At 63.7% G+C, this 18,320-nt stretch carries 20 protein-coding genes and 1 pseudogene; 10 read left to right on the top strand and 11 right to left on the bottom strand.

Annotation, left to right across the window (positions count from 1 at the left end; translation table 11 throughout):
- Positions 1-193 precede the first annotated feature (193 nt).
- Together AB4Y36_RS28665 and folE are read left to right on the top strand one after the other, a co-directional pair.
- A complete protein-coding gene (locus tag AB4Y36_RS28665; protein ID WP_368684777.1) occupies positions 194-1,117 on the top strand; it encodes a LysR family transcriptional regulator in 924 nt (307 codons plus the stop codon).
- A 90-nt stretch (positions 1,118-1,207) separates the two neighbouring features.
- Positions 1,208-1,900, top strand: a complete 693-nt coding sequence (folE, locus tag AB4Y36_RS28660; RefSeq protein WP_368684776.1) for a GTP cyclohydrolase I FolE — start codon at positions 1,208-1,210, stop codon at positions 1,898-1,900.
- A 47-nt stretch (positions 1,901-1,947) separates the two neighbouring features.
- On the opposite strand, the gene epsC is transcribed toward folE, so the two are convergent.
- Both epsC and AB4Y36_RS28650 read right to left on the bottom strand, forming a co-directional pair.
- On the bottom strand, positions 1,948-2,877 hold the full coding sequence (gene epsC, locus AB4Y36_RS28655; protein ID WP_254355650.1) for a serine O-acetyltransferase EpsC: 930 nt from the start codon (positions 2,875-2,877) through the stop codon (positions 1,948-1,950).
- A gap of 125 nt (positions 2,878-3,002) precedes the next feature.
- Positions 3,003-3,236, bottom strand: a complete 234-nt coding sequence (locus AB4Y36_RS28650; RefSeq protein WP_069267130.1) for a hypothetical protein — start codon at positions 3,234-3,236, stop codon at positions 3,003-3,005.
- A 325-nt stretch (positions 3,237-3,561) separates the two neighbouring features.
- Between AB4Y36_RS28650 and AB4Y36_RS28645 the strand changes: the two genes are divergently transcribed.
- Together AB4Y36_RS28645 and AB4Y36_RS28640 are read left to right on the top strand one after the other, a co-directional pair.
- The gene (locus tag AB4Y36_RS28645; protein WP_069267182.1) at positions 3,562-4,002 is read left to right on the top strand and encodes a DUF3005 domain-containing protein; all 441 of its coding nucleotides are present in this window, start codon (positions 3,562-3,564) and stop codon (positions 4,000-4,002) included.
- A gap of 460 nt (positions 4,003-4,462) precedes the next feature.
- Positions 4,463-5,167, top strand: a complete 705-nt coding sequence (locus AB4Y36_RS28640; protein ID WP_028206371.1) for a LuxR family transcriptional regulator — start codon at positions 4,463-4,465, stop codon at positions 5,165-5,167.
- Here the strand turns inward: AB4Y36_RS28640 and AB4Y36_RS28635 are convergent.
- Positions 5,151-5,456, bottom strand: a complete 306-nt coding sequence (locus AB4Y36_RS28635) for an XRE family transcriptional regulator (protein WP_368603693.1) — start codon at positions 5,454-5,456, stop codon at positions 5,151-5,153. The genes AB4Y36_RS28640 and AB4Y36_RS28635 overlap by 17 nt on opposite strands.
- Before the next feature lie 177 nt (positions 5,457-5,633).
- Between AB4Y36_RS28635 and AB4Y36_RS28630 the strand changes: the two genes are divergently transcribed.
- Positions 5,634-6,224 (top strand): acyl-homoserine-lactone synthase, encoded by a 591-nt coding sequence (locus AB4Y36_RS28630; protein ID WP_368684775.1) that lies wholly within the window; start codon positions 5,634-5,636, stop codon positions 6,222-6,224.
- A 137-nt stretch (positions 6,225-6,361) separates the two neighbouring features.
- Here AB4Y36_RS28630 and AB4Y36_RS28625 read toward each other — a convergent pair whose 3' ends face one another.
- The gene (locus AB4Y36_RS28625) at positions 6,362-7,924 is read right to left on the bottom strand and encodes an MFS transporter (protein ID WP_368684877.1); all 1,563 of its coding nucleotides are present in this window, start codon (positions 7,922-7,924) and stop codon (positions 6,362-6,364) included.
- Positions 7,925-8,258: 334 nt separating this feature from the next.
- On the opposite strand from AB4Y36_RS28625, the gene AB4Y36_RS28620 reads away from it, so the two are divergent.
- The 3 genes from AB4Y36_RS28620 (at position 8,259) to AB4Y36_RS28610 (ending at position 11,070) form a co-directional block, all read left to right on the top strand.
- Positions 8,259-8,720, top strand: a complete 462-nt coding sequence (locus tag AB4Y36_RS28620) for a universal stress protein (protein WP_069267133.1) — start codon at positions 8,259-8,261, stop codon at positions 8,718-8,720.
- 185 nt (positions 8,721-8,905) lie between these two features.
- On the top strand, positions 8,906-9,658 hold the full coding sequence (locus AB4Y36_RS28615; RefSeq protein ID WP_083245469.1) for a helix-turn-helix domain-containing protein: 753 nt from the start codon (positions 8,906-8,908) through the stop codon (positions 9,656-9,658).
- A gap of 134 nt (positions 9,659-9,792) precedes the next feature.
- Entirely contained in the window at positions 9,793-11,070 is a 1,278-nt protein-coding gene (locus tag AB4Y36_RS28610; protein WP_368684774.1) for an SUMF1/EgtB/PvdO family nonheme iron enzyme, read from the top strand.
- Between the two features lie 51 nt (positions 11,071-11,121).
- Here AB4Y36_RS28610 and AB4Y36_RS28605 read toward each other — a convergent pair whose 3' ends face one another.
- Complete coding sequence (locus AB4Y36_RS28605) at positions 11,122-11,682, bottom strand: NIPSNAP family protein (RefSeq protein WP_368684773.1); 561 nt, start codon at positions 11,680-11,682, stop codon at positions 11,122-11,124.
- 167 nt (positions 11,683-11,849) lie between these two features.
- Here AB4Y36_RS28605 and AB4Y36_RS28600 point away from each other — a divergent pair, with 167 nt between their 5' ends.
- Positions 11,850-12,716 carry a LysR family transcriptional regulator gene (locus AB4Y36_RS28600; RefSeq protein WP_368684772.1) on the top strand — a complete coding sequence of 289 codons (867 nt, stop codon included), beginning with the start codon at positions 11,850-11,852 and terminating at the stop codon, positions 12,714-12,716.
- A 19-nt stretch (positions 12,717-12,735) separates the two neighbouring features.
- Here AB4Y36_RS28600 and AB4Y36_RS28595 read toward each other — a convergent pair whose 3' ends face one another.
- Positions 12,736-13,167: a winged helix-turn-helix transcriptional regulator gene (locus AB4Y36_RS28595; protein ID WP_368684771.1), complete on the bottom strand. Its 432-nt coding sequence runs from the start codon at positions 13,165-13,167 to the stop codon at positions 12,736-12,738.
- 79 nt (positions 13,168-13,246) lie between these two features.
- Between AB4Y36_RS28595 and AB4Y36_RS28590 the strand changes: the two genes are divergently transcribed.
- Positions 13,247-14,089 carry an alpha/beta fold hydrolase gene (locus tag AB4Y36_RS28590; protein WP_368684770.1) on the top strand — a complete coding sequence of 281 codons (843 nt, stop codon included), beginning with the start codon at positions 13,247-13,249 and terminating at the stop codon, positions 14,087-14,089.
- 97 nt (positions 14,090-14,186) lie between these two features.
- Here the strand turns inward: AB4Y36_RS28590 and AB4Y36_RS28585 are convergent, their stop codons facing one another.
- From AB4Y36_RS28585 to AB4Y36_RS28565, 5 genes and pseudogenes are all read right to left on the bottom strand, one after another.
- Positions 14,187-14,702: a type II secretion system protein gene (locus tag AB4Y36_RS28585; RefSeq protein ID WP_368684876.1), complete on the bottom strand. Its 516-nt coding sequence runs from the start codon at positions 14,700-14,702 to the stop codon at positions 14,187-14,189.
- Between the two features lie 119 nt (positions 14,703-14,821).
- Entirely contained in the window at positions 14,822-15,211 is a 390-nt protein-coding gene (locus AB4Y36_RS28580; RefSeq protein ID WP_368603581.1) for a type IV pilin protein, read from the bottom strand.
- Positions 15,212-15,220: 9 nt separating this feature from the next.
- Complete coding sequence (locus AB4Y36_RS28575; RefSeq protein WP_069267139.1) at positions 15,221-15,748, bottom strand: type II secretion system protein; 528 nt, start codon at positions 15,746-15,748, stop codon at positions 15,221-15,223.
- Between the two features lie 24 nt (positions 15,749-15,772).
- A complete protein-coding gene (locus AB4Y36_RS28570; protein WP_368684769.1) occupies positions 15,773-18,016 on the bottom strand; it encodes a secretin N-terminal domain-containing protein in 2,244 nt (747 codons plus the stop codon).
- Positions 18,017-18,320: pseudogene (locus tag AB4Y36_RS28565) on the bottom strand (hypothetical protein); the annotation flags it as partial. It abuts the gene before it with no gap.

Here is an 18,320-nt window from a genome sequence, read left to right as displayed (position 1 = left end):
AGCGCTTGTCAAGGCGGGTCTACCCACACAGGCAATCTACTTCATGTCGACGCCGATGCGCGCCCGACCGCACGCACCGCCCGCCCTTCAGGCCACGCGCGCCCGTGGGCACATACCCCAATATCCGGAATTGCGATTCATCGACTAGTCTTTATCCGATTTCGACATAGTCAGCGCCGCCGCGCCCGCCTTCATGCAAGACCTCGATCTGAATCTCATCCCCTTTCTCGTGGCCATGGAGGAGACGCGCAACGTGAGCCGCGCCGCCGAGCGGCTCGGCGTGAGCCAGCCGCGCGTGAGCACGGCGCTCGGCAAGCTGCGCGAGTTCTTCGGCGATCCGCTCTTCGTGCGCACCTCGCGCGGCATGGAGCCCACACCGCGCGCGCTCGCCCTCATTCCCGCCGCGCGCGACGCGTTGGTGCACATCGAGAAAGGCATGCTGCAGGCGCAGGACTTCGATCCCGTCACGAGCACGCACACGTTCTCCATTGCGCTCTCCGACGTCGGCGAGATCGTGTTTCTGCCGCGCCTCCTGCAGGTATTCTCCGAGCGCGCGCCCAACGCGAACCTGCGTTCGGTGTCGCTGCCGCCTAGCCAGGTCGAGCGCGGTCTCGAATCGGGCGACATCGATCTCGCGGTCGGCTATTTCCCCGACCTCGGCGGCAACAACTTCTTTCAGCAGCGCCTCTTCACGCACCGCTTCATCTGCATGATGCGCAGCGGGCATCCGCTCGCGGGCAAGGCCATGACGATCGAGCAGTTTCTCGCGATGGGCCATGCCGTCGTGCGCGCCGAAGGACGCAGCCAGGAAGTGCTGGAGCAGTATCTGGAGAAAAGGCGCATGCGCCGACGCGCCGTGCTCGAAACGCCTCACTTCATGAGCCTGCCGTTCATTCTCACGCGCTCCGATCTCATCGCCACCGTGCCGCATGCAATCGGCTTCGCCTACGTGTCCGAGCATGCATCGATCACGCTCGTCGAGCCGCCGCTGCAGTTGCCGCGTTTCGACCTGAAGCAGCACTGGCATCGCAAGTATCACAATGCGCCGCGTGGCGAATGGCTGCGCAGCATCGTGGCGGAACTGTTCAACGACGCCATGGACGAATGGCCCAAATGACCCCTCGCGCCAAGCACGGCAAAACATGAAACAATGGGCGCTCGTGGTGCACGCCAAAGCGGCGTACTCCCACATGACAGGAGCCCATGCATGAGCGAAGAAAAAAAGGCCGGGAAATCGAAGCAACTCGCGAAGCAAAGCGCGACCCAAAGCGCGAAGCAACGCAAGAACACAGCGAGCGCGAGCGTCGCGCGTCCGTCACGCGCCGAAGCCGAGGACGCCGTGCGCGTGCTGTTGCGCTGGGCCGGGGACGACCCCGCTCGCGAAGGGCTGCTCGATACGCCGGGGCGCGTCGTGCGCGCCTATGAGGAATTCTTCGCGGGCTATGCGGTCGATCCGCGCGAAATCCTGTCGCGCACCTTCTCGGAGGTGGATGGCTACGACGAAATGATCGTGTTGAAGGACATCCGCTTCGAGAGCTACTGCGAGCATCATATGGTGCCGATCATCGGACGCGCACATGTGGCGTATTTGCCCGAGCATCGCGTGGTGGGCATCTCGAAGCTCGCGCGTCTCGTCGACGCATTCGCGAAGCGCCTGCAGATCCAGGAGAAGATGACCGCGCAGATTGCCGACACGCTCAATGAAATCCTGCAGCCCAAGGGGGTGGGCGTGATACTCGAAGCGGCGCATCAATGCATGTCCACGCGCGGGGTGCACAAGGCGGGTGTGGCGATGGTGACCTCGCGCATGCTCGGCACGTTCCGCACCGATCCTTCCACGCGCCGCGAGTTTCTCGCGATCGTCGGCAATCCGAGCGCAATGAGCGTCTCGAATACCTGATCGCAACGCACAGATAAAGAACGGGACCGCGTGTCCCGTTCCCCTCCTTACTTGAGCGGACCTTCGTCGCCTCGCTCGATCTCGCGAATCTTGCCCTGGCGCACGCTGCTGCCCGGCGGCACGCTATGCGTGAGCCACACGTTCCCGCCAATTACCGAGCCGCGCCCGATCGTCACGCGGCCGAGAATCGTCGCGCCGGCGTAGATCACCACGTCGTCCTCGACGATCGGATGGCGCGCATTGCCCTTCACGAGCGTACCGTCGAGGTCGGCCGCGAAACTCTTCGCACCGAGCGTCACGGCCTGATACACGCGCACGCGCTCGCCGATGATCGCCGTCTCGCCGATGACGACGCCCGTGCCGTGGTCAATGAAGAAGCTCGAACCGATCTGTGCGCCCGGGTGAATGTCGATGCCCGTTGCCGAATGCGCGATCTCGTTGATGAAGCGCGCGAGCAGCGGTACGCCGAGGCGGTGCAGCGCATGCGCGAGCCGATGATGCGTCATGGCCCACACGCCCGGATAGCACAGCAGGATCTCGGTGATGTGCTGCGCGGCCGGGTCGCCCGTGAACGCCGCCTGAATGTCGCTCACGAGCAGCGCGCGAATATCGGGCAGTTGCCGGCCGAACTCGCGCGCCACGTCGAATGCACGCGCTCGCAGTTCGTCGTCGCTCGCCTGCGAGCTTTCCGGCAGGAAGCGCAGCGCGCGGCGAATCTGCTCGGCAAGCAGCCGCAACGTGCTGTCGAGTGTATGGCCGACGTAGTAATCGATGCTCTCGTCGGTCAGATCCGGCGCGCCGTAATGCGTGGGAAAGAGCGCGGCGCGCAGGCCCGCCACGATGTTGACGACCGCATCGCGTGACGGCAGTTCGCGGATGCCGAGCGGATGGCGCGTGCGGTGCCGCTCTTCACGCGACGCACGCAGATCGGCGACGATCTGTTCGAGACCCCAGTCGGGGGAAGCAGCTTTGGACATGGTGATGCGGCAGCAGACGCAGAGTCTGCGCAGGAGTGAGTGTATCGACCCCAGAGATTACCGCGTTTTGCCCGAGTTCGCCGAAGCGCCCTCGGAGCCGATCCACGCACGCGAGGCGCGCGCCATCACAGCGTGACCGTGCTTGCGTCGATCCAGCGCACGGCCCAGTCGCGCGCATGAGCGATGGCGGCCCCTTCATCGGAAAAGCGCAATTCGGCAGGGAAAAACCGGTTGGCAACGAGTTCGCCGTCGCTCGAGCGCGAAATCACCACATACGGCTGATACGTGCCGTCACCGGCACGCGCCGGTGCGCAATTCAGCAAATAGCCACGATGCGTAAATGCAGCGTCGAAGTGCATGTGTGTCACCCGCCCCTGACTGCCTCGTCCATTTTATTTGGCGCGTGCATTCAGGATCGTGCGGCAAAGCCACAGCATGGGCCCTCGCCCGGCCCATTAATCGAAAGCGCGCCAACTCGTTGAAAGAGGATCATACTCCTGGGAAAAAGCCCAAACCAACGAAAAAAATGCAACATCGCTGGAGGCGTTCTCCTGGCGAACCGGCTTGCTTTTCACCCCGATTCAAGGGCGCGGCGCTGCAGCGGAACGGCGCTTGCGGAATGGCCTGCTGAACGCAGGCACCCAGATCTTCCAAGGAGGAAGCATCATGAATCGTCCCGACGACATGCAGAAACCGAATGCGGGAGATGTGAGCGCGTCGCCGTCGCGGCCGCGCAGCGCCGAACTCCATAACGACCGCACACACGACAGTTCGGTCGACACGGACGGCAAGAACCGCGAGGCGGCACGCCTGGCGGGCGAAGGCTGCATCGGCCCCGACGAAGTGACGACCAGCAATGCGACGCTCGTCAACAGCGTGGCCGAAGCGGATGACGGGCTGGCGGGTTTCGACAGCCGCAAGGGCGTGCACCGGCTGCCTATCGCGCTGGAGTCCGGCTACGAGGTCGTCGACCTCGGCATGAGCGCACCCGAAGAGCCCGAAGACGCCGAGTGGCAGCGCAACGCCGCGCGCGAAGAGGGCGTGCGCCGCAGCCCTGGACGGCTGCACTTCGCGCTGAACCACCTGCGGCCGACCCGCGTGATCGAGTTGCAGCGCAAGCCCTGAACAACGGTTCGCCGCTCACCATGCGGCGAATCGTTTGCGATTATCCAGGCGAAATCGCAGCAATGGCGGATACAGACAGTATCCAGTCGAGTGCAGTTAAAACTCGCAATGAAAAGCCTGAAAAATAATGAAAGCCGATAAATCGCCGGCATTATCCCGGCGCGCTGCGCGCTTTTGCCTTCGAAATGGCGTCCGGCTTTATTTCGGCTCCGCAATGCACGTTTTTCGTGCAGGCCCGCGCTTGTTCAGGAGACGCAGAATTCTCTCCGATGTCACCGAAATCTGACAGAAATGACCCCGGCAAAGCGGGAGGATTGCAGACGAGGTGGGATCGGATAGGAATTTAGTGATAAATTCTTACATCATAAGAAGCGAGGAGCGAGTGTCTGAGGGCTTGCCCCGCGATCTCGCCCAGCGCTGATGGAGAGTGTTGAACGTGCCTCTACATTTTATTGAGCAGATGTCGCCCGTACTCGACGCGCCCGAAGAGGCAGCGTGGTTCGACGCGGTGGCGAAGCTCGCCAGCTCGTGGGGATTCAGCCAGCTCATGCTGGCTATCTTGCCGCGCCCGGGCATGAGGCTCGAGGATGCGTTCATCCGCACGAACTACTCGGCCGCCTGGCGGCAGACGTACAACGACCACGGGATGGCCTACTTCGACCCGACCGTGTCGCACTGCACAACGCGCTCGGCGCCGCTCATCTGGTCGCCGGAGCTGTTCGCGACCGAACAGCAACAATCGATGTACGAGGAGGCCCGCTCGTACGGGCTGCGCGCAGGCATCACCCTGCCGATCCATGGCCCGCGCCAGGAAATCGGCATGCTCTGCTTCGTCAACGACGCGAATCCCACGGACAAATTCTGGGACGACGTGAACCGCGCCTTGCCGAATCTCGTCCTGCTGCGCGACCTCGTGCTGGACACGAGCCAGCGGCATCTGAACGACCATGTCCAGTCGCTGATTCCCAAGCTCACGCCACGGGAAAAGGAATGCCTCAAGTGGACTGCACTAGGCAAGTCCACTTGGGAAATTTCTCACATCCTGAATTGCTCTGAGGCCGTCGTGAACTTCCACATGAAGAACATTCGCGGGAAGTTCGGCGTGAACTCACGGCGAGCGGCAGCCGTGATTGCAACCCAGATGGGTCTTATTGACCCGGGCTAAGCACCATCGGTGCTTCGCCGCGCAGCACGCGCTCGGCACGGCCAAGGTCGCCGTCCGAAATCGTCTTGTTGAAATACAGCCCGAGCAGGATCGACACCGGCGGCGGAATCTCCGCGCCCGACTCGAACCGGCTGCCGCGCGACTGCGTCACGCCGAAGCGCGCCCAGAAGCGGCGCTGGCTCTCTTTCTTCTTCTTCCGATACGCAATGATCAGGACGCGGTCGACGACCGAGGACAGATCCCCCGGGGACGACATGGTATTCGCACCCGAGTGCCATTGATTGCCCATAAGTTCCATGATGACTCTCGCTGTCAGATATGCCTGATGAGTGACTGCCGCGGAAGTGATTCTCCTTAAGAGGCCCTATCTGCGCACCTACCTATCTAGATAGGTGTTTTTTTATATTCATAACGCATAGCTTTCGAACCGTACTGCCGCGCCTCCACACAAATCGGGAGAGTTGTCATGCAAGCTGCGATACGGATCGGACTGAGACAGGACTTCGACAACGAGGACATCAACGAGATGTACCGGCTGCGCGCGCGCGTGTTCCGCGACCGCCTCGGCTGGGACATTCCCACCATCGCGGGGATGGAAATCGACGGCTACGACGCGCTCGGGCCTCATTACATGCTGATCCAGGACGGCACGGGCCACGTGCGCGGCTGCTGGCGCCTGATGCCCACCGAAGGCCCCAACATGCTGCGCGACACGTTCCCGCAACTGCTGCAGGGCAAAGCTGCGCCTACGTCGCGCAACATCTGGGAACTGAGCCGCTTCGCCATCGAATCCGGCAACGACCAGGCGTTCGGCTTCGCCGACGTGACCATGAGCGCAATGCGCGCGGTCGTCTCGTTCGCCGACCGGGCGGGCATCAACAGCTATGTGACGGTGACCACGACGCCGATGGAGCGCCTGCTGCGCCGCACGGGCATCGAGCTGACGCGGCTTGGCGCGCCGATGCGCATCGGCGTGGAGAACGCCGTCGCGCTCGAAATCGCGATGAGCGAGCAAACGCACCACGCGCTATTCGGGGCAATGGCCCACGCCGCCTGAGGGCGACGCCGCGCAGGGACAAATACGCGCTGGCTGGGCGCCGCGGCCTTTCTCGCTCAGCCAGGTATACTGTTGTTTTTGTCAGACAAATATTACCGAAACCTGCGCCGACGGCCTACACCCGAACGCTGCGCGCCCTAATCGGCCTTGACCTCGTCGGCACGCGCCTCCGCGCTTTTCTGCGCCGCCGACGCGCTGCGGCTGAAGCGGATGTGGGAAATCCGCCCCACGCACAGGGCCGCCGCGAGCGCCGCGCAGCCCGTCAGGCCGATCCCCAGATGGATCGCATCTACCAGTGCGTGGCGCACCGCATCGATCAGCGCCGCGCCGTCGAGCCCCGCCGCCTTCATCTGCGCGACGAGACCCTCGCGCAGCGACGGGTCGATCAGCACGCGTGGATCGGCGAGGTGGGGTTGCCAGCGCTGCTGCAGCGGCGCGCCGATCACCGCCAGCGCGTCCCCCACCCCGGCCGCGTAGCGATGGTTGACGATGGTCGCGACGACGCTGGTGCCGAGCATGCCGCCCACCATGCGCGTGGATTGCAACAAGGCAGTCGTGATGCCGAAACGCTCCCGCCCGGCGATCTCCTGGCCGAAGATATTCAGGTTGTTCAGGATGAAGCCGAGCCCGATGCCCACCGCCGACATCGCCAGTTCGAGCCAGAGGTGCGCCGTGTGGCGGGACGCGAAGGCAAGACCGGCGGAAGCCGCGACCAGCAGGCTGAAGCCGACCGTGAGAATGGTCGTGGGCTTGCGCAGCCGGATCACGATGCGCGTGTTGATCAGGCTGCCTAGCGCGATACAGGCGGCGATCGGCGTGGCGAGCAGGCCCGCCTCCTGGGGCGACAGCCCGAAGCCGCCCTGTAGCAGGAGCGGCGCGAAAAAGATCAGCGAGAACATCACGAAGCCCGAAAGCGTCGAGAGCGTAAACAGGGTGACGAGCTGCGGGTCGCGAAACAGGTCGAGCGGGATGATCGGGTGCGTCGCGCGGCGCTCGCAGGCCAGCAGCGCCGCCGCGCCGGCGAGGACCGCCAGCGCGAGCGCGCCGTTGCCGGGCGTCAGGCCGCTTTTGGGCACCGCCTCGATCAGGGTCTGGAAACCGCCCAGCACCAGCGCGACGAGCGCGGCGCCCGTCCAGTCGATGCGCACCTCGCCGGTACGCGCCGGCTGATAGCGCGGCAGATGCGCCCAGATGAAATAGAGCGCCAGCGCGCCGACCGGCAGATTGACGAGAAAGGTCGAGCGCCAGCCAAAGTGCTCGCTGAGCCAGCCGCCCAGTGAAGGCCCCGCTGCCGTGCCGATGCCGTAGGCGGCCGCCATCACGACCTGCCAGCGTACCCGGGCGCGCGGGTCGGGAAAGAGATCGGGAATCGAGGCGAACGCCGTGCCCACCATCATCCCGCCTCCAACGCCCTGCAGCGCACGCGCCGCCGCCAGAAAACGCATGTCGGTCGCGAGCCCGCACAGCACGGAGGCCACCGTAAATACGATCACCGCGGCGATCACGAAGCGCTTGCGGCCAAAGTAGTCGCCGAGCCGGCCGAACACGGGCACCGTCACGACCGAGGCCAGCAGGTAGGCGCTCGCGATCCACGCGTAGAACTCGAAACCGTGCAGTTCGGCGACGATCGAGGGCAAAGCGGTGCTGACGACGGTTTGATCGAGTGCGACGAGCATGTTGACGAGGCCGATGCCGAGCATGGCCAGCAGCGCGTCGCGAAACGGCAGGTTAGCGGAGGAAGGTTTCACGGGAGGGGAAGAGACTGCGCGGAGCGAAAAAGAGGCAACAATAGCGGGATGCCGGTGCGCGTGCAACATAACGGCATAGCAAACGAAAACCTGGCGGCGCTGCGGTATTCCGACGCAAGGCACTTGATCTTCCTTCCAGTACCTTCCACATTTCATACAGTCCGACTGCGTTTTTACTTGCGATCCATTAAGCTTCTCGCCAGTTACGACACAACACGCCGCGCCCGCCTCCTCGCAGCTTCGCCCGAGGCCGCGCGATTCTCGATCCACTCAAAGAGGAGGTCTTATGTACAAACGCATCCTTGTCGCCGTCGACGGCAGCGCCACGTCGCGCCGCGCCTTCGAAGCCGCGCTCGACCTGGCGAAGGCGATGGGCGCGACCCTGCAGCCCTACTACGTGATCGAGAACACGCCGATGTATTTCGACGCGCCCGGCTACGACCCGTCGATCCTGCGCAACCAGATGATTGCGCAGGGCAACGAACTCGCGGAAGAAATGGACAAGGCGATGGGCGAGCTTGGCGTGCAAGGCGCCATGGTCACGGGCGAAGCGTCCTCGCTCGACGACGTGCCGACGCTCGTGCTCAGCGCCGCGAAGACCGCGGGCGCCGACCTGATCGTGATGGGCACGCACGGCCGCCGGGGCTTCCAGCGCCTCATCCTCGGCAGCGTTGCCGAACGCTGCGTGCGGCAATCCACGCTGCCTGTCCTGCTCATCCCCTCGGCCGCCGGAAATGCCGGCGAGTAGTCGCGTCGAGCGCACGCGGTTTTGCGTGTTATCGAAAAGTCGCTTGCGCGCCGTCAGACGCCGCGCGAGCGGCTTCTGACAAGCCTCAAAACGATTCATCTTAAATGCGCGTCGCTTTGCCACTAATCTGAGATTCGACCCCGGTAGACAATGCCTGGACAGAAATCAAAGGAGCATTGTCCACGATGAACCATACCGTCGCTTCTCAAACCACCGTGCGCCGCAGCAATCGCGCGCCGCTAACGGCGCCGCGCACGTCAACGCGCTGTTCGGTTTGCGCCATGCGGCACCTGTGCATGCCCCAGGGCCTCACGCTCGACGACCTGCCAAAGCTCGAAGCCTTGATCTGCTCCGCGCGCAGCGTGCGGCGCGGCGAAGCCCTGTATCGCGCCGGCGACGCATTCGACACCCTATATGTCGCGCGCTCCGGCTCGCTCAAAACGGTCATGGCACACCGCGACGGCCGCGAGCAGGTCACCGGCCTGCGTCTGGCCGGCGACCCGCTCGGCCTCGACGGCATCAGCACCGGCTTCCACACCTGCAGCGCCGTGGCGCTCGAAGACAGCTCGGTCTGCCTCATCCCCTACTCGGCCCTCAAGCATTTGTGCCGCGAAACCGGCGCCATGCAAGACCGGCTGCACCGCCTCATGAGCGAGCAGCTCATTCGCGAATCGTCGCAAATGATGGTACTCGGCTCGCTCTCCGCCGACGAACGCGTCGCCGCGTTCCTGCTGGACGTTTCCGAACGCAACGGCCAGCGCGGCTATTCGCATGCGGAGTTCAACCTGCGCATGACCCGCGAGGACATGGGAAGCTATCTCGGCATGACGCTCGAAACCGTGAGCCGCACCCTGTCGAGATTTCAAAAGCGCGGCCTGATCGACGCACAGGGCAAGCTGATCCGTATCATCGATATCGAAGGTCTGCGGCATCTGTAATTCGCGGCAAACCCCGGGCGGCTGGCCAGCCCGGGGCGCCCGCGCCGCCCCTCGTTGGCGCGGCAACGCCGTTGGCACAACTCCTGCGCAGGGTTAAAGTTTCGTACTACGCCCACGCAAGGAGAATCGCCGAAATGCATCTCCCGCAATCCCCCACGCTCGCAGCCCGTCTCGAAGCGGCGCGCAGCGCCAGCGACGCGCTCTTCAACGTCGTCAAGCCCGAGTTTCTGTACGAGCGGCCCATTCGGGAGCGGCACCGTATCGTCTTCTATATCGGCCATCTGGAAGCATTTGACCGTAACCTCTTCGACAAGCGCCTGTTCGACCTGCCCTCCGTCGATGCGCGCCTCGACCAGCTGTTCGCGTTCGGCATCGATCCTGTCGATGGCGGCCTGCCGACCGACGTGCGCGCCGATTGGCCCGACCTCGCCGAAGTCCTGGCCTACGGACGCGATGCACGCAACCGCATCGACGCGCAGCTCTCGACGCTCGACCTGCCGCCCGATGCCTCGAATCACGACACGCCAGGCCAGTTGCTGAACGTCGCAATCGAACATCGACTCATGCACGTCGAAACGCTCGCCTACATGCTCCACCAGCTGCCGTTCGAGCAAAAGCAGGCGCCCGCCGCTACGGGCGCGCGCACCGACCCGCTCCGTACGGTCAAGGCCGGAACGGTGCAGGTGCCCGCGGGCCGCACCGAACTCGGCATGACCGCCGAGCGCGGCCTGTTCGGCTGGGACAACGAGTTCGGCGAGCAGCAGGTCGACGTGCCGGCCTTCGAGATCGACCGCTACATGGTGACGAACGGCGCATTTCTCGAATTCATCGACGACGGCGGCTACGACACGCGCGAACTCTGGAACGACGCAGACTGGGCCTGGAAGGAAAGCGCACGCGTGGCGCACCCCGTGTTCTGGTCGCGCGGCGCCGAAGGCTGGACGCTGCGCACGATGTTCGAAGACATCGCATTGCCGCTTGCCTGGCCCGTGTATGTGAGCCACGCCGAAGCCAGCGCCTTTGCGCGCTGGCGCGGCATGGCGCTGCCGAGCGAGGCACAGTGGCAGCGCGCGGCGCACGGCGCGCTGCCCGGTCGCAGCGACAACTTCGATTTCCGCGACTGGAACCCGGTGGCCGTCGACACCACGCCGGACAGCGCCAGCACGTGGGGCGTGGAAGGCCTGTACGGCAATGGCTGGGAATGGACCTCCACGCTCTTCGGTCCGCTGCCGGGCTTCAAGGCGTTCCCGTTCTATGAAGGGTATTCGGCAAACTTCTTCGACGGTCAGCACTACACAATGAAAGGCGGCTCGCCGCGCACGGCCCAGTGCATGTTGCGGCCGACGTTCCGCAACTGGTTTCAGCCGCGTTATCAGTATGTTTATGCGGGTTTTCGTTGCGTGCGCAACTGATTCGCCAATCGAACACGCGGCAGAACGCGATCGGCAAGCTACCGGACGCAGTCAACGAAGCGGCGAGTCGACAGTTGGAATCCAGATCGTGGAAGTCGCTTCGTAAAATTGCTCCGGCCCGCCCTTCGGCGGCCAGATGCCGTCGGCATACGATTTTGCGCGAATCGCGATGCGCTCATCGAGGCTGTTCCAGGGCCAGATATGCGTGATGCGCGGCGCGCCATCGAGCGCATACATGTTGAGCGTCAGCGGCGACCGTTTTGAGCGCTCGGGCATCGCCGCCTCCCAAGCCTCGATGGTCGGCGTCAGTCCGCCTGGCTTGAGCCAATAGGTGCGGAACTCGTAGTACTTGCCGAAGACTCCCGGCTCAACGGCCGGGAGAAACGGAAAACCGGCGTAGCTCTCGCTCTCGAATGTACAGGCACTGCTGGCGGCCCCGAACGGATCGGGATGGTGCAACTCGCGGTGGCGTTCGCGCGCCAGTTCTTCCGCATCGGCGAAGCCGCGCAGAACGCGCACGCTTCCGAGCCGGCCGTTTTCCGAGGTCCAGATCCCGAGCCTGCGCCCCATGGCAACCGGACGATCGAGCCACGTCTGCGCATTCGCGATCACCTGGGGGAGCATCAGAATGTGGGACGACAGCGTAGTTAGTTCGTAATGCATAGCAAATCTCCTGAGTCCATGAACGCCCCTTCGGACGTCCTTGACGAACGAGATTAGACTCGTCCCATCCGGAAGAGAATTCCCTCTTTTCTCACACACTCTGTCGGGAAATCGCCATGTTCGACTGGCAGGATCTACGCTATTTTGTCGTGCTCGCGCGCGTGGGAACGCTTTCCGGTGCCGCGGGCGCGCTGTCGGTCGAACACGCGACCATCGGCCGGCGTGTCGCGTCGCTGGAAGCGGCACTCGGGTTGAAGCTCGTTTATCGGTTGCCTCGCAGCGTTCGCCTGACCGAGGACGGCAAGGCCATCGCCGCGCTAGCCGCGCCGATGGCCGAAGGCGCGCTGGCGATCGAGGCTTATGCGTTGCGTGCTTCCGCCTCGTTGTCCGGGACGATACGCATCAGCGTGCCGCCCACTCTCGGCAGCCATTGCATCGCACTGCACATGCGCGGGTTCCGCGAAGCCAACCCAACGGTGAAGATCGTCATGGAAGGCGCCGCCGGCATCGCGCCACTGGATCGCGGTGTCGCCGACATTGCCATCCGGATGGTCGAGCCCAGGGAGGCCAGTCTGGTCACGCGGCGGATCGGGGCGATCCGCTTCGGCTTGTATGCCAGCCATGATTACGCCACGCGCTCCGCGGCACAATGGGAGTTCATCGCCAATGACGCATCACTGGACCATGTGAGTCATCAACGCTGGCTGCGCGCCTATCTCGACGGACGGCCCATCGTATTCGAAACAGGCGACGTGATCGGCCAGCAGGCGGCGGCTCGAAACGGTGTCGGCGTCGCGCTCCTGCCGACGATGATCGGCGATGGCGACACGGCACTGGTCAGGGTCGGCGGAAAAGCAGCGCCGCCGGAAACACCGCTTTGGCTCGTGACCTATCCCGACCTCCGTCGCACGCCGGCCGTCAAGGCCGTCATGGCGTTTCTGGTGGAATGTGTTAGCCGCGAACCGCATTTTGCAGATTCCTGAACCTCCTGCCGAATCGACGTCACTGACCTTCCCTTCTGTCGTAAGCATCCTGAGCCTGCTCGATTTCGTCCAGATGCTTGATCGACCAATCATATACGGCGCCGAACGGCACTTGCAGCGTGCGCCCCAATTCGGTAATCGAATATTCGACCGCCACCGGCGAAGCATTGATCACTTCGCGCGCAATCAGACCATTGCGCTCGAGACGCCTCAGGGCCTGCGTGAGCGCCTTGTGTGTGATGCCTTCCAGGCGCCGCTTGATTTCATTGAACCGTGTCGGCTTCTCCGTGAGCAGCGTAAGAATCATCACCGACCACTTGTTGGCCACCTGATCGAAAAACGAACGCGCGGCACAGTCCGCAAAGAATACGGCGTCAACCTCGCAAGCCATGCAGATATCCTCCTGTATATCTACGCACTTCGTGGTGCGTAATTGACCGTAGATCTCCAACGTATACCATGAGTATCACGCAAATTGCCTCGAGCCCTGAGTCTGAATGGCTTCGCTCGATCACCACGGAGAATACAGAATGGAAGCAGATCCGGGCAGTTCAACACGACTCGACGTAGCCGATCTCGCCACTCCAACGGACGTATCCATAGCACGACTTTCTGTATCAGATCGCGGCACTGGGAAGAACGTGATGTTTTTGCACGGCTGGACCTGCGATTCGCAGGATTGGAGTGCGCAATTACCCGTCTTCGCGAGCAGGTATCACGTCGTCGCCGTCGACCTGCGCGGACACGGCGCGTCCGAGGTCCCGCCGTCCGGCGCGTATTCGCCGAAGGACTATGTAGCCGACATCGAGGCGCTGATTGCGACGCGCTACCCGAACGAGAGCTTCATCGTCGTGGGACATTCGATGGGCGGCCAGATCGCAGCCCGTCTCGCGGCACGCCGGCCCGATCTGGTCAGCGCCGTCGTCTCCGTCGACGGGGCTCTCGGGTTTTCAAGCGAGGCCGCTGAGGTCTTCGAGAAAACTGCGCGTGAATTGAACACAGGCGATCCTCGCGCGGTCGTCGCCGCGTTGTTCGAGCACGTCTACGGGCCCGCGACCGATCCGGCTAACAAGCGTCGGCACGCGAGCCGGCTCCAAGCCATGCCGCTGCACGTCATACGGGAATCCTTCGCCCCTTTGTTCTTTGGCGACGATCAGACAGGCATTGGAGACGCGAGCGCGCGATTCTGCGCGGGCTTGCAGGTCCCCTTCTATCACCTGTGTATCGACCCAGTCCAGGCCGACAGGATACGGCCGTGGTTCTCGCACCCAAAATCGAAAGTGCAAGTATGGTCCAATGCGGGTCACTGGATCATGCAGGACCGCCCCGATGACGTGAACGCCGCCGTGGCTTCATGGATCGATTCGCTTTAGCCGGTCGCCATTGGTTTTCGCCAGGGGCACACCGCTTCGGCGTGATCCCGGTTATCGGGATGAGCGCCGTCGCGACACGATGGCGAGCAAGATCGGTTTACCTTGACCCGGGCACCCGCTGCCCCGGCAGGAAGCCGCCATCGAAGCCAGAAAGCGCAGGAAAGCCGGTCGATTTACTGGGCGCGGCAAGGCCGCCGGCATTGCTCTGCGTGGTTCGCAGGCCCGGGGCAAGAAACAGGAACTTCCACCCGTCGTAGGTCTGCGCCCCCTCGAAATCCTCGTACTGCCGCGGAAATCCGGCGCGCTTGATCGTGGCCTCGTCTGAGCGGCTGAACACCCCGTAGAAGCGATCGCCCTGCAGCATGGGCACCCAGTCGTTCTTGCCCGTGACCGGATCCGGATAGGCAAAGCGCAGATGATGCAAGGGCTTGGGAAATCGTCGGTCGTCGAGCAGTTCGTCGACCGATGCGGGATAAGCCCGGCCGACGCGGTAATACCTCAGAATCGCGAGCCGGTACTGGTTGCCGGCGAACAGCAGCTGCTTCTCCTGCTCGCGGCGGCGTTGCAGCGACCACACGTCGAGCGCCCCCGCCAAGGCAATCGACATCAGCATCAGCGCAATCAGGAGCGTCAGCAGCACCAGCCCGCCCTCACGCGCGGCACGCGGCCGCGAGCGTCGCCTCACGCGCGCTCTCGCGCGCGAGGCGACACGTGCCGTGCAGGCCGCGCGGATCATTTTGCGCTCCCCTCTGCGCGCGGTGGCGCTCCCTGAGGAGCACTTGCCGGCGCCACGTCGTAGACGCCCGGCTTGTTTTCGTCCGGCGAAGCGATTACCGCCCATTTTTCGTCGCCATTGACCGGATCGACAGGAACGGCGCGCAAGTAATGCTTCGCCACCAGTTCGTCGAGCGTCTCGGGATACTGGCCGTTGTCTCCGTAGTACTGATCGATCGCGTTGCGCATCACCGCGACGTTCTGCTGCCTGACCTGCTCCTTGCCGCGTTCGATGCTGTGCATGTAGCGCGGCACCGCAATTGTCAGAAGCAGGCCGATGATGGCCATCACGACGACGAGTTCGATCAGCGTGAAGCCACGGGCCTTGCGAGTGCGAGCGGGTTTCATGATGCATCGTCACCATTGTTTGTACGGGACGCCGTTAATGCCGACGCGATCGGATTTCGACGACACGTCGAACACATCCTTGCCAGCCTGTTCGCTGCTCATGCCCGGGTCGCCGCCCGCTGCCTGATCCGGCGGCTCTCCATAAGACCGCACGCTCCATGTATCCTCGGCAAGCGTGTCCGGGTCGCCGCTAAAGAAAGGATCGCGCGGCACGTGACGCAGGAACATCAGCAGCCCGCCTTTCGGATCCCTGGCGTTCTTCACACCCGTCACGAGCACGCTCAACGTCGGCGGATAGCCGGATGCTTCGGCGTCCTTGTCGATGAGACCGGTATCGCTCGCCTCCTTGTAGGCGTCGAGCGCGGTACGGATCTCGCGCAATGCGTCGCTTAGCTGCTGCTCCTTCTGACGCTGCACCATCAGCTCCGAAAACGGCATGATTGCTAGCGCGAGAATGCCGACGAGCGCGAGCGTGACGACCAGTTCGATCAGCGTAAATCCACGCTGCTCGAACTGACGTGCGGCGCGCAGGCGCATCGTTGCCGTTCCGGTAGCCACGGCTCAGTACCCACCCTCGACGGGGCGAAGCGGGTTATCGCTCGGCATCGTCCCAGGCGGCATCGTCAGCATCGGCGGCGGTGCGGGGGGCGCAGGCGCTGCGGGCGGTGGCGCCGCGGCGGCCGCAGCTTCGCCACCCGCCTGCTCCGCGGCCGTTGGTTCGGCCGATGCCGGCGCCGCGCCCTGGCCGGACTGCGGCGCGGGAGCCGCTTGCGGCGTGGGTGTTCGCGAGAAGCGTCCGCCGTACGGTTCGGGGGGCGGCGTCGTGCGCGGCGGCGGGGCCATTTGCCCGAACGCGCCGTTCGAAGGCGACGGCAGCGCGGGGTACGCCTCGGCGCCGCCTCGCGACGACGCGCCTCCAACCGTACCGCCGCCGACCATGCCCGGCATCGGCTTCACCGCAGGCGCCATGGACGTTGCCGCGTTCGCCACGACGGGGTCCAGCCGGAGCTGATCGGCGTGCACGTTGACATCGGTGCCCGACCACAACTCCTGCGTATCCGCATCGGCGGCAAGCTGCGGCCGGACGATGTGCGGTGTGATCTGCAACACGATCTCCGTCTTGACGTGGTCGCCCTGGTGGTTGGAGAAGAGCCTCCCCAGCACCGGCAACTGGCCAAGACCGGGCACCTTGTTGGCGTTCCTGCGGTCTTCGTCCGAGATGAGGCCGCCGAGAATCTGCGTTTCGCCATCGCGCAAGCGCAGACTCGTCGAGGCGCTGCGCGTGCCGATCTGATAGGCGAGCGAATTCAGGCCGTTCGAATTGCTGCTCGAAATCGTATTCGTGATGTTGCTGACTTCGAGATTCAGCTGCATGCCGACGTCGCCGTCGCGATAAACCCGTGGCTGCACCTCGAGCTTGATGCCGACATCGAGGTACTGAATCATTTGCGTATAAGACGGGCCGCTCGTGCTCGGCGTGCTGGAACTCGAAATCACCGGCACCTTGTCGCCGATCATGATGCGCGCCTTCTCGTTGTTGCGCGTCCTGATACGCGGACTCGCGAGGAGATTCGCGTCGGTATCGGTGAGCTTGAAGTTCGCCGTGGCCGAGAGGCTGCTGACATTCAGTTCATTGATCGTCAGATGATGCAGCAGGCCCCATGTCGTCGCGGTGCTCGGCGTCGACATCGTGAACGAATTGGGCCAGTCGATACCCAGATCGGTGAGGCGCTCGTGCGACACTTCCAGCACCTCGACTTCCATCATCACCTCGGGGTCCGGCAAATCCTGCGCGGCGATCATCTCCTCGGCCACCTTGATCGTGTCGGGTGTGCCGCGAACCGTTACCGTATTCGCACGCTCGTCGATCACGACTTCCTTGACCTTCAGAATGCTCTTGAGCAACTGCTGGATCTGCTTGGCGTCGACGTTCGACAGCTGGAACGTGCGCACCTTGAGCTCCTGATATTCGAGCTGCTTGGCAGGCGTGGCGGGATAAATGAACAGCGTGTTCGCGTTGAGTTGCTTCTTGTCGAGCTGGTTCTGCATCAGAATCATGTCGACCGTGTCCTGCACCGACGCGTTCGTCACGAAGATCGTTGTCTTCAGATCGGCGCGGACGTCACGGTCGAAGATCACGTTCAATCCCGTGGTGCGCGACAACGCTTCGAACACCATGCGCACGTTCGCGTCGCGAAACTGCAGCGTCACGGGCTTCTGCATGATCGACGAAGCCGCAAGCTTGTCATCGCGATCCGCGCGCTGCTGGCTGAGTTTGGCGTTGAGTTCAGTCTGCATCTGCTGCGCAAGGGTGTTGGTCGGGTTCTCCACCAGCACGCGGTGCACCCGCTCGGCCGCCTGCGCATACGCGCCGCGCTTCATCATGCGTTGGGCCTCCTGGAGGATGGCCAGGTCCTTGCGGTCCTGATCGATCTGCAGGCCGATCTTGCGGATACGCTCATTGGTCGGGTCGATGTCGTACGCCTGGAAGAGATTGCGGATCGCTTCGTCGTACTGATAGTTCTTGCGGTACTGATCGGCCTGGTCGAGCAGCGTGTTGACCTGGGCGTTGCGCTGGTTCAGATAGTCGACCTTCGCCTGGGCGTCGGTCGGATCGTCATGCACGTTCGGCACGTGCATGCAGCCGCTAAAGGCGAGCACGGACACCGCAATGGCAAGCGCGCGTCTTCTCGCGACCTGAATCGCGTCCGGGCGAGGAACAGGGTGCCAGATGACTGGCGAGAGGCGTCTTGTTGGGCCGCTGCCTGAGTCGCGGCCCGCACCCCGTGTGCGTGAGGTTTTCATTTACTTGTCCTCTCGTGGAATGGCGACCACCTGTCTTTCGTGCAGCGGCAGATAGGTCAACACGACGTCCGACTCCGACACGGACTCGACGCGGTACTGGTTGTCGATCACGTCGCCCGGCGACACGATCAGCAACTGGTCTGCGTTGCTGAGAAAGACTTGCGGCTTCGCCGCCTTGGCATCGAGTTGCCCCACGTAGGCGAAAGGCACGGGCGGCGCAGTGGGCGGCGCGGGCCGCACCGGCGCGGCCGGCACTTCGACGGGCGGCGGCGGAAGCCACGATGACGCCGTGAAGGGATCGTGG

Origin of the sequence: Paraburkholderia sp. BR10936, from assembly GCF_040965735.1 — a bacterium.
Taxonomy (GTDB): Bacteria; Pseudomonadota; Gammaproteobacteria; order Burkholderiales; family Burkholderiaceae; genus Paraburkholderia; species Paraburkholderia nodosa_A.
Note: the sequence above shows the minus strand (reverse complement) of the source record. Positions and strands in the feature narration are given on the sequence as shown.